The following is a 13,836-nucleotide window of genomic DNA, read 5'->3' as shown; positions in this document are numbered from 1 at the left end:
GCAGGTACCGGTACCAGGTGAGGGCGACCGCCAGGCGCAGGGCGGTGGCGGCGTCGCCGGCCCGGACGGCGAAGTCGGAGGCGGCCCGCAGGTTGGCCTCCTCCCGGTCCAGCAGGGCCAGCGCCTCCGCCTGCCCCGGGCCGCGCAGGCGGGCGTCGGCGGCCTCGGCCAGGCCGGCGAAGTACACGGCGTGCCGGGTGCGGGCCCGGTGCTCCCGCCCCGCCGCGGCCAGGTGCTCCAGGCAGTACAGCGCCACCGACTCCAACAGCCGGTACCGGGTCCCCTCCGGGCGGGTGGACGCCACGACCAGCGACCGGTCCACCAGGGCGCCGACCAGGTCCAGGGAACCCTCGCCGACCGCCTCGGCGGCGGCCGGGTCGCAGCCGTCGGCGAACACCGCGAGCCGGGACAGCAGCGCCCGCTCGGGGGCGGCGAGCTGCTCCCAGCTCCAGTCGATGGCGGCGCGCAGGGTGCGCTGTCGGGCGGGCGCGTCCCGGCGGCCCGTGCCCAGCAGGGCGAACCGGTCGTCGAGGCGGGCGGCCAGGTCGGCGGCCCCCAGGTGGCGCAGCCGGGTGGCGGCCAGCTCCAGGGCCAGGGGGATGCCGTCCAGGCGACGGCAGATCGCGGCGACGGCGGCGACGGTGTCCGGGTCGGTGCCGGGACGGGCGCCCGCGGCCTCGGCGCGGGCCAGGAACAGGCGGGCCGCCGGGGAGGCGGCCAGCGCGGCCGGGGTGTCGTCGACCGGTGCGTCCAGGGGCGCCAGCGGGTACAGGTACTCGCCCGCCACGGCCAGGGGCACCTGGGAGGTCGCCAGGATCCGCAGGTCGGGCAGGGCCGCCAGCAGACCGGCGGCCAGGTCGGCGACCTCGTCCACGACGTGCTCGCAGTTGTCCACGACCAGCAGGGCGCGACGGCCGCGCAGCAGCGCGGCGATCCGGCCGGTGAGGTCGCCGTCGCCGTCGCGCACGCCCAGGGCGGTGGCCAGTGCGGTGTACGGGTCCCGGTCCAGGGCGGCCAGGTCCAGCGGCAGGGCCGGGTCGGCGGCCGCGCCGAGGGCCGCCGCCAGGGCCAGGCTGGTCTTGCCCACCCCGCCGGGTCCGGTGACGGTGACCAGGCGGTGGCGTTCCAGCAGGCCGCGCACGGCCGCGACCTCGGTGTCACGCCCCACCAGTTCGGCCGCGGGGGCGGGCAGGTTCCCCGCGGGCGGAGCGGGCTCCCGCTTCAGGTCCGGGTCCTGGAGCAGGACCGCGCGGTGCAGGTCGGTCAGCTCCGGTCCGGGATCCACACCCAGGTCGTCGGCCAGCCGGGTGCGCAGTTCCTCGTAACGGGTGAGCGCCTCGCCCTGGCGCCCGGCCGCGTACAGCGCCCGCAGCAGGGCGGCGTGCAACCGCTCCCGGTAGGGGTGCTCGCGGGCCGGGCCCGCCAGGTCGTCGGCCAGCCCGGCGTGGTCGCCCAGCTCCAGGCGGGTCCGGGCCAGGTCCTCCAGAGCGGTCAGCCGCCGCTCCTCCAGGCGGACGGCCTCCTCCCGGACCCCGTCCAGGTCGGCGAACCCGGCGGCGGCCGGTCCCCGCCACAGGTCCAGGGCCCGGGAGAGCAGGCCGGCGCGCTCGCGCGGGGCGGCGTCGCGGGCCCGGGAGAGCAGGCCCTCGAACCGGTCGAGGTCCAGGTCGGCGCCGTCCAGCAGGTAACCGGGCGGCCGGTGGCGCACCAGGGCGCGCCCGCCCGGTTCGCCGCGTTCCAGGGCCCCGCGCAGCTGGGAGACACGGGCCTGGAGCACCGCCGCGGGCCGGGCCGGCGGGCGCTCGCCCCACAGGTCGGCGACCAGCCGGTCGACCGGCACCACCCGGCCCCGGGCCAGCGCCAGGAGCACCAACAGGGTGCGGACCCTGGTGTCGGGGACCGCGACGGGACTCCCGTCCCCGGCCCGGACCTCCAGCGGACCCAACACCCCCACGTGCATGCGCCAACCGTAGCGTTCCCGTAGGACACCCGTGGCGGCCGCGGGCACCGTGGTCCCATCGAGGGCGGCGACCGGCCGCCCCACGAGGGAACGGGGACGACATGGGCGTCTACGAGGGCCGTCGGGCCGTGGTCATCGGCGGTACGCACGGCATGGGCCTGGGCGTGGTCGAGGAACTGCTGGCCGGCGGGGCCCGGGTGCTGCTCACCGGCAACAACGAGAAGAACCTGGAGGAGGTGCGCGGCGGACTCGGCCCCGCCGTGCACGCGGTGCGGGCGAACGCCGCCGACCTCGCCGACACCGACGCCCTGGCCCGGAGCGTGCGCGAACACCTGGGCGGCATCGACCTCCTGCACGTCAACGCGGGCGTGTCCGGGCTCTCCCCGGTCGCCGAGACCACCGAGGAGGCCTACGACCGGATGTTCTCGATCAACGCCAAGGGCCCGTTCTTCACCGTGCAGCGGCTGCTGCCGCTGCTGGCCGACGGCGGGTCGATCGTGTTCACGACCTCGGTGACCAACCTGACGGGTTCCTCGGGCATGGGCGCGTACAGCGGGACCAAGGCCGCGCTGAGGGCGTTCGCCCGGGTGCTCGCCGCCGAGCTGCTGCCGCGCGGGATCCGGGTGAACACGGTGGCTCCGGGCTTCATCCACACCCCCTCGGGCGGGTTCACCGACGCCACCGAGGCCGAGAGGGCGGAGATGGGGCGGATGGGCGACGAGATCACCCCGATGAAGCGGCACGGCACGATCGCCGAGGTGGCGCGGGCGGTGCTCTTCCTCGGCTTCGAGGCGACCTTCACGACCGGGGTGGAGCTGGCCGTGGACGGCGGTCTGGGGCAGGGCCTGCACTGACCGGGGGCGGTGGCCGGATCCGGCCACCGCCGTCCCGGCGTTCCGCCTGTCGCGTTCCGGTACCGGTGTCACGCCGACCCGGGGTCGGGAACACGGGGGGTCACGATGGTCGACGGTGCTCTGCTCCCCGGCGGGTCCTCCGCACTGCGCGCGGACGACCCGTGGCCCGTGGGCCCGTACCCCCTGGTCGGGAGGGTCGGCGGGGGCGACACGGGTGCCGGGGGTGCGCCTCAGCCGTCCAGGAACAGCTCGCCGACGGCCTCGCCCTCGTCCACCTTGCCGGTCCTGCGGAAACCGAGCCTGAGGTAGAACTCCTCGGGCGAGCCCTCACCGGGGACCCAGGAGACGGTGACCCGCTTCTGGCCGCGGCGGCGCGCCTCGTCCAGGACGGCCTGCACGGCGAAGCGGCCGTAGCCCCTGCCCTGCTCGCCCTCGGCGACGTTGAGCCGCCAGATGCCGCAGCGGTGGTCGGGCTCGTCCTCGTCGGGGTCGAAGTTGGCCATGACGAAGGCGACGGGCCGGTCCCCGTCCAGGATGAGGCGGGGCCAGGCGGTACCGCGGGAGGCGTAGGCCTCGGCGAGGGAGTGGACGACGGGGGCGACGAACGTGTTCTGGTCCTCGCGGACCCGGACCTTGATCGCGGACCGGACGTTGTCGGGTGTGATCTCCACGGCGCGGAGGGAGGTGGTGCTCATGGTCGACCACTGTAGAACCCGGCCCCGGCACAGCGACACGGGTTTTCCGCCGGCGCCGGACCGCGCGGGCGCCCCGGCCGAACGCCCGCCACCGCACCGGGGCGGTGGGGGAAGGGGGACTCGAAAGCGTCCGCGCCCTGCTCCGGGAACCGCTCGAAGGGCTCGGGGCCGATGCCGTCCGCGGGCTGCGGGTCCGGCCACCGCACCGAGGCGCGCCCCCCCCGACCGGAAACGCCTCGGGGCCGGACGGGCGCGCGGCCGCACACCGGCGACCGCGCGCCCACCGGTGTGCGGCGCCCCGCCCCTGCCCGGTGCCCGGAGCCGGGCCGGGTGCGGGTCAGGTCTGCGGCGGGGCCGAGGCCGTCCAGTACAGGGCCTGGGCCACCTGGCCGAACAGCCCCTTGGGGTGGTTGCGGAACATCGGCTCGGTGCCGAAGAGCACCACCGCCGTACCGTCCGCCGTTCCGCTGACCACCGCGGCCCGCCCGGCGGCCGCGTCCGGGCCGCCCGAGCCGTCGGCGTGGGCCCGCCAGTGACCGGCCACCAGCGGATCGGCGGCGTAGGACTGCTCCACCGCCACACCCCCGCCCAGGTCGGTGAACCAGCCCGGCGAGTACACGAACGTGTGCCCGCCGGTGCCGGTGAGTTCGCCCCGGCCCGCCGCCACGGCCACCACGCCGTTGGCGTCGGAACGGCCCGCGACCCGGGTCACGTCCAACAGCCCCGCCTGGTCGTTGAGCCGGGCACCCGTCACGCCGCGGCCCACCAGGCCGCCGCCGTCGGCGAGGAACCCGTCCAGGGCGTCCCGGGCGTCGGCGTCCAGGTCGGCGTACACCAGGCCCGCGCCCGCGTACAGCACGTCCACGTCCGACCAGTCGAACCCGCCGTTGAGCACCGCCGTGGACACCGGTACCGGGTCGAAGCCGAGCTCCTGGAGCGTGAACACCTCGTCGGCGGCGCCCGCCACCGCCACGGTCACCGGCTCCAGGGCGGTCCCGCCCGGTTCCTCGGCGGCCGCGAACACCGCCCCGTGCCGGTCGGCGGCCTCGGCGACCGCCTCGGCCGCCCCCGGTGCGACCACCGCGCCGCCCCCGTCCCAGGTCACCTCCACCCCGGCGGCGAGCAGCCCGTTCAGGGCCGCGGCGTCGGAGCCGTCGACCACCTCCAGCCGCCACCCGGCCGCTCCGGGCTCCTCCACCCGGCCGGTGGGCGCGGCCACCGCCACCGCGGCGGTCGGTACCGCCACCGCCTCCTGCACCGGATCGACCCGGGCGCCCCACAGCAGGCCGTGGCTCCACCCGGAGATGTCGTACATCGTCTCGACGTCGTCGCTGATGTCGCGGCCCGCCTCCAACAGCACGTTGGCCATCCCGCGTTTGGGCTGGTGCATGTCCACCACGTAGGACCCCGCCGGGTAGGCGTCGCCCCCGGCGGTGAACGCCTCCTCCGCACGCTCCACCCGCACGTCGTTGGCGATGAGGAAGTCGACCAGCCGCGCGGTGGCGCGGTCCTGCCCCGGCAGCACGTAGGCGCGCGGGAACTCGGTGGTGTACACGTCCTCGGGGCCGAACCCGGGCACCCACCCCTCGGGCGGGACCACCTGCTCCTCACCGGCCGCGCCGCGCCGGAACACCTCGATCTGGTCGGCGATCAGCTCCTCCCGGTTCTCCCGGGCGAACTCGATGGTCGCCTCGATGGTGGCGGCGGAGATGTCGGTGTTGATGGCCGAGCGCCGCCGCAGCTCCTCCTCGGGGAGGTCGCGGTAGTCGGCGTTGTTGACCCGCATCGGGAACTCGACCGTGGCCGAGGCGACCGCCCCCTGGTAGGGCGCGTACATGGGGGTGAAGATCGGCGGCCAGTCGTCCCAGCCGTCCGCGCTGTCCCGGAAGGGGATCTGCGGCGGACGCACCCCGTCGTCCTCGGGTGTGTAGCCCAGGTCGAGGACCGCCTCCTCCATGGCCAGTGCGTTGGCGTAGGTGTTCTCGATGAAGAGGTCGTACTCGTAGTTCTGCCCGTGCGGGGGCGTGCACGGCTCGATGAGGGTCCCGTTGACGTACCCGTGCTGGTCCACCATGACCAGCGGCTGGGTGTCGATCATGACCTGGCGCACCGCCGCCGTCTCCGGCTGGGACACCGTCACGAAGTCCCGGTTGAGGTCGAACCCGGCCCCGTTGGCCCGGGTCCCGGCGACCCGCCCGTCGGGGTTGGCGGTGAGCACGAAGTACAGCCGCGCCCCCTCCAACAGCTCCTCGGTGGCGGGCTCCTCGCTGTGGGCCAGCTCCTCGATGACCCGCAGCGAGGCGTCGGTGCCCTCCCACTCGTTGCCGTGGATGTTGGCGTTGACCAGCACCGGGGCCTTGTACCGGTCGGGCAGGGTGCGGTCGCGGGCGGCCCGGGCCGGGTCCTCGGCGATGAGCTCGCGCATCCGCCGCTGCTGGTCGGCGCGGCCCCGGTTCTCCGGTTCGGTGAGGGTGACCAGGTACAGGTCCCGGCCGCGGGTGCTGGTGCCGACGACCTCGGCGCTGACCCGGTCGGACTCCTCCATCAGCTCGTTGAGGGCCGGGGCGAGGTCGTGGTACGGGGTCAGGCCCAGCTTGACGGAGTGGTCGCCGGGGTCCTCCGGGGGCACCGGCAGTTCGCTCCGGCGCGGGTAGGGGGCGTCGGCGTCCACCCCGGGCACCTGCGGCGGCGCGGGGGCGGCGAAGGTCCGGGCGGTGTCCTGGAACGGGACGGCGGCGACGTCGTTGCGTTCGGGTCCGTTGCCGTGTTCGCGCAGGGCGGGGTCGGCCAGGACCGGGGCGGGGGCGGCGAGCACGCCGGCGGCGACCGCCGCGGCGAGGGCCGTCAGCGCGGACCGGCGGCGGACGGGCGGGGATGGGTACACGGGGGTCCTTCCTGGGGGGCTTTTCGCTTCCTATCCCGGACGCGGCCGGGGGGACAAGACGGCCTGCCGTGAAAACCGTGTTTCGTACGACGTCCCGTCTCCTGACGGGCCCCGGATCCGCCGCGGTGTCGGCGGATGCGGCGCCTACCCGACCAGGGCGTCCGGTCGGTACGGATCGGCCCGTGGGGGTCGCCACGCTCCCCCGATCCGCCTGTCCCGCAGGGGATCGCGCCACCGTAATCCGGATCACGGATTTCCGCCGCCCGACCCGGGACTTCCCGCCCCCCGACCCGTGTTGGAGCCCGGAGTGCGGCCCTTCGGGGTCAATCCACGGCGCCCCGCCCGAAGGCGGTTCCCGGCGCCTGCGCACCGCGCGTTCCGCGCACCCCTGAACATCCCGATTCCGGTAGGAGATTCTCCGGTGACCCTTGCCTCCGTGCGCCCCGATCGCCGCCACGCGGCGACCCCGACAACCGTTCCCGCGGCCCCGACTCCCCCGGCCCCCGCGCCGGCCCCGCCCGTCCCGGCGGCCCCGACGCCCCGGCCCGCCGCGCCCGGCCGGGCCCGCGCCCTACTGCTCGTCATCGTGCTGGGCGCGCTGTCCGCCGTCGGCCCGCTGGCCACCGACCTGTACCTGCCCGCGCTCCCCGACATCGCCGCCGACCTGGGCACGAGCGAGTCGGCCGTCAAATTCACCCTGACCTCGGTCATGGCCGGGATGGCCCTGGGCCAGCTGGTGGTGGGCCCCCTCAGCGACCGCTGGGGGCGCCGCCTCCCGCTGCTCGCCGGCACCGCCGTGTTCACCGCGACCACGGTCGCCATCGCCTTCTCGCCCACCGTGGAGGTCTTCTCCGCCCTGCGGTTCCTCCAGGGGCTGTCGGCGGCCGCGGGGCTGGTCGTGTCCCGCGCGATCGTCAGCGACGTCTTCGACGGCGAGGCCGCCGCCGTGTTCTTCTCCCGGCTGGTGCTGCTGTCGGGCCTGGCCCCCATGCTCGGGCCGATCCTGGGCGGGCAGCTGCTGCTCCTGGGCCCGTGGCCGGTGCTGTTCGGCGCGCTGGGCGCGGTCGGCCTGCTCACCACCGCCCTGGTCTGGTGGGCGCTGCCCGAGAGCCTGCCCCGGGAGCACCGCACCGCGGTGGACCCGCGCGGCCAGCTGCGGGTGTTCGGCGCGCTGCTGCGCGACACGCGGTTCCTGCTGCCGACCCTCACCCTGGCGCTGAGCTTCGGCATGTCGTTCACCTACATCTCGGCGTTCTCGTTCGTGTCCCACAACGAACTGGGCGCCGACGCCCAGCGGTTCGCCCTGGTGTTCGCGGTGACCACGCTCGGGATGATCCTGGGCAACCAGGTCAACGCCGTGCTGGTGCGGCACGTGGAGATCCACCGGCGGCTGCTGCTGGGCCTGACCGGGTCGATCGCGTCGGTGGGGGCACTGTCCGCGCTGGCCGCGGCCGACGCCGCGTCGCTGGCGTCGGTGACCGCGGCCCTGTTCGTGATGATGCTGTTCACCGGGCTGGTCTCGCCCAACGCCACGGCGCTGGCGCTGGCGCACCTGCCCGCCGACCGGGCCGGCAGCGGCTCGGCGCTGCTGGGCACCCTCCAGTTCGGCCTGGGTTCGGCGGTGGCCGCACTGGCCGGGTGGGGCGGCGCGGTGACCCTGTCCGGCATGAGCGCGGTGATGCTCGCCGCCGCGGTGGGCGCCGCCGCGGTGTTCTCCGTGACGGCGGTCGGCGCGCGACGCGCCCGGACGCGAGCCGCGTGAATCCGGGGTGAATGTCGGCCGGGGCCGTTAGCCTGGGCGGTTCGTACAAGGCGACCAGGGGGAGCGGCATGTCCACCTTTCCGAACCCGCAGGCCCGTCCGCTGACCGAGCAGGGGGCGGCCGAGTGGCAGGAGGCGTTGGGCCGGTTGTCGCGGGAGGCGGGGACGGCGTGGCTGACGGCGGTGCGACCGGGCGGGGCCCCGCACACCCGGCCGGTGCTGGCGGTGTGGGTGGGCGGCCAGCCGTTCTTCGCCTCCGGTGCGGGCACCGCCAAGTCCCGGCTGCTGGCGGGGGCGCCGCGGGTGAGCCTGGCGTTCACGGTCGCGGGGATGGACGCGGTCGTGGAGGGGACGGCCGAACCGGTGCGCGACCGCGACCGCCTCACCTGGGTGGCGGCCGCCTACGCCGAACTCCACGGCTGGGCCCCGGTCCCGGGCGAGGGGGAGCTGACCGGCCCGGAGGGCGCCCCGACGGCGGGGCCGCCCCCGTACGGGGTGTACACGGTGGTGCCCTCCGACGTGTACGCGTTCCCCACCGACGAGGACGGCCCGGCGCCCACCCGGTGGCGGTTCGACGTGTGGCCGTGAGCCGTTCCCGGCAGTGACCCGCGGACCCGCGCCGGTGCCCGCAAGGGCGCCGGGGGCCGACCGGGTGGGGAGGGCCCGCGGCCCCCCACCCGGGACCCCGCCCCCGCCCGCTGTCAGGCGCGGACGGTGAAGGAGGCCCGCAGCAGGTCCTCCTCCCGGGAGGACGGCCCCACCCGCAGCTCGAAGTTCCCCGGTTCCACCCGCCGCACCCCGGCGGCGTCCACCAGGGTGCACTCGGCCACCGGTACCTCCAGCCCCACCCGGCGGGACTCCCCCGGGGCCAGCTCCACCCGCCGGTAGGCCTTGAGCTCCCGGTCGGCCCAGGTGACCGAGGTGACGGTGTCGCAGACGTACACCTGCACGGTCTCCACCGCCGGGCGGCCCCCGGTGTTGGCGACGGTGACCTCGGCGCGCACGGTGTCGCCGACGCCCAGGTCGGCCTCGGTGACCACCAGGTCGGAGTACTCGACCGTCGTGTAGGCGAGCCCCTCGCCGAACACGAACGCGGGCCGCTGGGTGAGGTCGGCGTACCGGTCCCCGTGCTGGCCGCGCACCTGGTTGTAGAAGGTCGGCTGCTGCCCGGCGTGGCGGGCGTAGGACACGGGCAGCCGCCCGGACGGCTCGATCAGCCCGAGCAGGAGTTCGGCGATCGCCCGCCCGCCCTGCATGCCGGGGTTGGCGGCGTGCACCAGGGCGGCGGCGCCCAGGGCCGACTCCGGCAGCACCAAGGGCTTGGAGGCGATGACCACGACCGTCATGGGGGTGCCGGTGGCGGCGAGCGCGTCCAGCAGGGCGGTCTGTGCGCCGACGAGTTCCAGGGTGGCGGTGGAGCGGCCCTCCCCGACCAGTTCGATGCGGTCGCCCACGACGGCGACGACGTGGTCGGCGCCCTCGGCGGCGGCGACCGCCTCGGCGATCATCGTCTCGTCGGGTTCGGCGGGGTGGACCACGGGCGGGCGGGGCTGGCCGTCGGGGAACGTGGCCCCGGCGGGGTCCGGGCCCAGACGGCAGATGTCGGCGCCGCGGGCGTGCACGACCTTCCAGCCCTCGGGGACGTGGTCGCGCAGGCCGTCCAGGACGGTGCGGGTCAGCTCCCGGGGGTGGCCCTCGGGCAGCCAGTCGACCTGGCCGGAGGCGCCCGCCCAGTCGCCGAGCTGGGTGTGCGGGTCGTCGGCGTTGGGGCCGACGACGGCGATGGTGCGGGCGGCCTCGCCGGGGCGGGCCGCGGCCCGGCCGTCGGGGCCGGGGGTGCGCTCGTCGGTGAGCGGCAGGGTGCCGTCGTTGGCGAGCAGGACCAGGGAGCGGCGGGCGACCTCCAGGTTGAGGTCGGTGTGCTCCCGGGCGCCGATGACGGCGCGCTGGCGGACGGGGTCGGGGTGGCGGGGGTCCTCGAACAGGCCGAGCTCGAACTTGAGGGTGAGGATGCGCGCGACGGCGGCGTCGATCTCCTCCTCGGCGAGCATGCCGCGGGCGACGGCGTCCTGGGCGCCCTCGAAGAAGCCGGGGGTGGTCATCACCATGTCGTTCCCGGCCCTGACGGCGGCGGCCGCGGCGTGGGTGTGGTCGGGCTGGATCCTCTGCTCCCACACCATGCGGCCGACGTTGTCCCAGTCGGTGACGAGGGTGCCGGTGTAGCCCCATTCACCGCGCAGCACCTCGTCGAGCAGCCAGGAGTTGACGGTGATCGGCACCCCGTCCATGGACTGGTAGCCGAGCATGAAGGTGCGGCAGCCCTCGCGGGCGACCCGCTCGAACGGGGGCAGGAACCAGGAGCGGAGCTTGCGCCGGGAGATGTCGGCCTCGGTGGCGTCGCGGCCGCCCTGGGTCTCGGAGTAGCCCGCGAAGTGCTTGGCGCAGGCCAGGATCGCGGTGGGGTCGTCCAGACCGGTGCCCTGGTAGCCGCGCACCATGGCCGAGGCGAACTCGCCGATGAGGTGGGGGTCCTCGCCGAAGGTCTCGCCGACCCGGCCCCAGCGCAGGTCGCGGGCGATGCACAGGACCGGGGAGAAGGTCCAGTGGACGCCGGTGGCGGCGGCCTCGGCGGCGGTGGCGCGGGCGGCGCGCTCGATGAGGCCGGGGTCCCAGGTGGCGGCCATGCCGAGCTGGGTGGGGAAGACGGTGGCGCCCTCCCAGAAGGCGTGGCCGTGGATGCAGTCCTCGGCGACGAGCAGGGGGATGCGCAGCCGGGTGCGCCCGGTGAGGGCGGCGGCCTCCAGGACGAGCTCCGGGGAGGTGTGCAGCAGGGAGCCGACGTGCATGTCCTCGACCAGGGGGCGCACCCCGCCCCGGGCGTCCAGCTGGAGCATCTGGCCGACCTTCTCCGGCAGGGTCATCCGTGCGAGCAGGTCCGAGACCCGTTCGGCGACGCTCAGCGCGGGGTCGAGGTAGGGGTGCGGGGCGTTCACCAGGGGTTCCTCCTGCGGCGACGGGGTGTTGCCAGTGGTCACGGACAGCCATGGGAGCGATCCCATGGACGTCCACGCTATACGTCACCGGGCCGCGCGCCGAAGGGGCCCGGGGGTCAGGCGATGGGGCCGAACAGGTCGGTGCGGTCCAGATCCCCGGCGTCGAGGGTGTCCAGGGCGGTGCCGATCCTGCGCTCCTCGTACCCGAAGTGGGTCTCCATGACCGCCTCGATGCCGTCGAGGTGGCGGTGCAGCTCCTCGGCGTCACCGCCCCGGTCCAGGGCCTTCTCCAGGGCGCCGATGAGGTGGTCGAGCATCGAGTGGTCCTGCTTGAGCTGCGAGACGACCGGGGCCAGCCCCGGGTCGGCGGCCACCAGCAGGGGGAAGAGGGCGGCGTCCTCGCTGCGGTGGTGACCGGTGAGGGCCCGGCAGAACCCGTGGCAGTACAGCAGCAGGTCCCGGGAGAGCGTCCCGGAGTCCTCGCCGCGGTCGATGGCGGCGCGGGCCAGGCCGATGGCGTCGCGCAGCCTGCGGTGGACCGCCTCCAACTCGCGCCGCCACGCCGCGGCCCGCCCCTCGCCCATCGTCCCCCTCGTCGCGCAGGCCTTCGAGAACCTCCGGAAGGCTAACAGCCCCGCGCCCGTCCCGCCGGGAGGGCGGAGCGGGCACGGCGGCACGGCCGGGACCGAGGGCGGCGGATGGGGAGGGGCCGCGCGCCCGCCGCGGGGCCGGGTCAGGTGAGGGGCAGGCGGTGGCGGGCCACGAACCGCCACAGCTCCCGGCACGCCCGGACGGTGTCGGTGGTGCGGCCCGAGCCGCCGGCGGAGGCCGCGCCCGGCCAGGTGTGCCCTCCGCCGGCCACCACCAGGTGCCGCACGTCGGCGCCCCCGGCGCAGCCCGTCCACTCCAGGGCGGTGACGTCCGGCCCCAGCCGCTCCGCCTCCGGACCCCGCCGGCAGCCGTTGGCCGCGGCCCGGTCGGCGTTCCAGTCGGCGACGTCGGGCAGGCCCCGGCCGGGATCGCCGGTGTAGGGGATGGTGCTGTCGTCGGTGCCGTGGAAGGAGACCACCGGCACCGCCCGGGAGGTGTCGCACTCCAGGCCGTGCGGGTAGAACGCCGCCGCCACCGGCGCGATCGCCGCGATCCGCTCCGGCGCCGCGCAGGCCAGCACCGCGGTGAACCCGCCCCCGTTGGACATGCCCGCGGCGTAGACCCGGGTGCGGTCCACGCAGGTCCGCGACTCCACCGTGTCCAACAGCGCGCGGGTGAAGGCGACGTCGTCCACCCCGGGCGGGGAGTAGGGAGCGCCCTGCCAGGCCGAGCGGCCGCCCTCTCCGAGCAGCGCGTCGGGCAGCACCACGACCGCGGGCAGCCCGGTCAGCCCCGAGTACCCGGCCATGCCCTCGGCGCCGCCGCCGCGCCCGTGGTAGGCCAGCAGCACCGGCCAGGTGCGGCCGGGGGTGTAATCCCGGGGCAGGCGGACCAGATACTCGCGCTCCACACCACCGCTGACCAGGGAGTACCGTGCAGTCTCCCCCGGCTGATGGGGCGCGGGCAGCCCGCACCCCGTGGAATGTCGCCCCCGGTCCGGGTCGTGCGGGACCGCCGCGCCGGGGACGGCCACCGCCAGGGCCGCCAGGGCGAGCACCAGCACCGAGCGGACGAGCGAGCGCAGGGGCACGCGGCGCTCCTTCCCATGGCCACATCCGGACATCGAAGACGTTATCGCCGTCTACCTCACAAAAGGTTTCTCCCGCGGGGCGCCCCTTTGCTACGTTCGCCATGCGGGCCGTGGGACTTCGGCCGTGACTTCCGGGAACTGCCTTGTACGCACCATTCACGCCGGTCACGCCTACACCGCCCCGGTCCGCACCCCTTCCCCCCGGCCCCTCCCCGAACGATGGCCGACACCTGCACCGACCTGCTGGCCCGCGAGGACCTGCTGCTCTTCACGGCCGCGGCGATCTCCTCCACCGGCCAGGACGAGTTCCACGGCGACGCCGGGGACCAGCGCCTGTCACTGGACTTCCTGCACGAGTACGTGCACGGCACCCTGCCCGACCTGTAGGGGCTCATGCTCACGCTGCACGTCAACGACCACAACGCCGCCCGGATCGTGCACACCCTGTTCGCGCACCCGCGCCCCGGGCAGGACCCGGACGCGCGAGCCCGGGAGAACTCCCTGATCCGCCGCCGGCTGGCGCTCATGCCGCCCCAGCGCGTGTACCGCCTGTTCCGGGCACTGGCCGCCGAACGCGTCAACAACCGCCGCACCCGCGCGGTCATCCGCTCCTGGATCGCCCGGCGCCCCCTGGAGCTCGACGCCCTCAAGTACCGCGACGGCCTGCGCGCCGCCGCCCGCCACGCCCGCGTGCGGCTGCCCGACGAGGTGGCCCGGTTCCTGTTCTCCTCCCCCACCACCCGGCGCTCCCCGCCCTCCACCGCCCCGCTGCTGGAGGCCCACCGCCGCGCCCACTACTCGGCCCGGGCCCTGTACGGCCTGCCCTACACCGTCGCCGAGGGGTTCGCCGCCCACCACAGGGTGCCCCGCGCCGTGTTCCTGGAGGGCATCGCCGAACACGCCACCGCCGCCGAGCGGCTGCGCCCGGACCGCACCGCGCGACGGCACGGGCTGGACGCGCCGCCGGCCGGCCTGGGCTCGGCCCCGCTCCTGCGGCTGTGCTCCCAC

Annotated in this window: 10 protein-coding genes and 1 pseudogene; 5 read left to right on the top strand and 6 right to left on the bottom strand. The window is 75.8% G+C overall.

Going from position 1 to position 13,836, the window contains the following annotated elements:
• Positions 1 to 1,960, bottom strand: a 1,960-nt coding sequence (locus tag QJS33_RS29555; protein WP_306371363.1) for a BTAD domain-containing putative transcriptional regulator, incomplete at its 3' end; no start/stop codon positions are given.
• A gap of 101 nt (positions 1,961 to 2,061) precedes the next feature.
• On the opposite strand from QJS33_RS29555, the gene QJS33_RS29550 reads away from it, so the two are divergent.
• Positions 2,062 to 2,814, top strand: coding sequence for an SDR family oxidoreductase (locus tag QJS33_RS29550; protein WP_306371362.1), 753 nt, complete (start codon positions 2,062 to 2,064; stop codon positions 2,812 to 2,814).
• A gap of 230 nt (positions 2,815 to 3,044) precedes the next feature.
• On the opposite strand, the gene QJS33_RS29545 is transcribed toward QJS33_RS29550, so the two are convergent.
• Complete coding sequence (locus tag QJS33_RS29545) at positions 3,045 to 3,509, bottom strand: GNAT family N-acetyltransferase (protein ID WP_306371361.1); 465 nt, start codon at positions 3,507 to 3,509, stop codon at positions 3,045 to 3,047.
• A gap of 337 nt (positions 3,510 to 3,846) precedes the next feature.
• Positions 3,847 to 6,393: a M14 family zinc carboxypeptidase gene (locus tag QJS33_RS29540; RefSeq protein WP_306371360.1), complete on the bottom strand. Its 2,547-nt coding sequence runs from the start codon at positions 6,391 to 6,393 to the stop codon at positions 3,847 to 3,849.
• Positions 6,394 to 6,814: 421 nt separating this feature from the next.
• Between QJS33_RS29540 and QJS33_RS29535 the strand changes: the two genes are divergently transcribed.
• Both QJS33_RS29535 and QJS33_RS29530 read left to right on the top strand, forming a co-directional pair.
• Positions 6,815 to 8,155, top strand: coding sequence for a multidrug effflux MFS transporter (locus QJS33_RS29535; RefSeq protein ID WP_306371359.1), 1,341 nt, complete (start codon positions 6,815 to 6,817; stop codon positions 8,153 to 8,155).
• 68 nt (positions 8,156 to 8,223) lie between these two features.
• Positions 8,224 to 8,742, top strand: a complete 519-nt coding sequence (locus QJS33_RS29530) for a pyridoxamine 5'-phosphate oxidase family protein (RefSeq protein ID WP_306371358.1) — start codon at positions 8,224 to 8,226, stop codon at positions 8,740 to 8,742.
• 113 nt (positions 8,743 to 8,855) lie between these two features.
• Here QJS33_RS29530 and QJS33_RS29525 read toward each other — a convergent pair whose 3' ends face one another.
• The 3 genes from QJS33_RS29525 to QJS33_RS29515 all read right to left on the bottom strand — a co-directional run bounded on the left by QJS33_RS29525 (position 8,856) and on the right by QJS33_RS29515 (position 12,828).
• Positions 8,856 to 11,189, bottom strand: coding sequence for a glycoside hydrolase family 3 N-terminal domain-containing protein (locus QJS33_RS29525; protein WP_306371357.1), 2,334 nt, complete (start codon positions 11,187 to 11,189; stop codon positions 8,856 to 8,858).
• A gap of 74 nt (positions 11,190 to 11,263) precedes the next feature.
• The gene (locus QJS33_RS29520; protein ID WP_306371356.1) at positions 11,264 to 11,731 is read right to left on the bottom strand and encodes a hemerythrin domain-containing protein; all 468 of its coding nucleotides are present in this window, start codon (positions 11,729 to 11,731) and stop codon (positions 11,264 to 11,266) included.
• Positions 11,732 to 11,880: 149 nt separating this feature from the next.
• Positions 11,881 to 12,828, bottom strand: coding sequence for a PHB depolymerase family esterase (locus tag QJS33_RS29515; RefSeq protein ID WP_306371355.1), 948 nt, complete (start codon positions 12,826 to 12,828; stop codon positions 11,881 to 11,883).
• A gap of 219 nt (positions 12,829 to 13,047) precedes the next feature.
• On the opposite strand from QJS33_RS29515, the gene QJS33_RS29510 reads away from it, so the two are divergent.
• Positions 13,048 to 13,215 carry a hypothetical protein gene (locus QJS33_RS29510; protein WP_306371354.1) on the top strand — a complete coding sequence of 56 codons (168 nt, stop codon included), beginning with the start codon at positions 13,048 to 13,050 and terminating at the stop codon, positions 13,213 to 13,215.
• 6 nt (positions 13,216 to 13,221) lie between these two features.
• A pseudogene (locus QJS33_RS29505) lies at positions 13,222 to 13,836 on the top strand (hypothetical protein); the annotation flags it as partial.

The organism is Nocardiopsis sp. CC223A (genome assembly GCF_030766825.1).
Lineage (GTDB): Bacteria > Actinomycetota > Actinomycetes > Streptosporangiales > Streptosporangiaceae > Nocardiopsis.
Note: the sequence above shows the minus strand (reverse complement) of the source record. Positions and strands in the feature narration are given on the sequence as shown.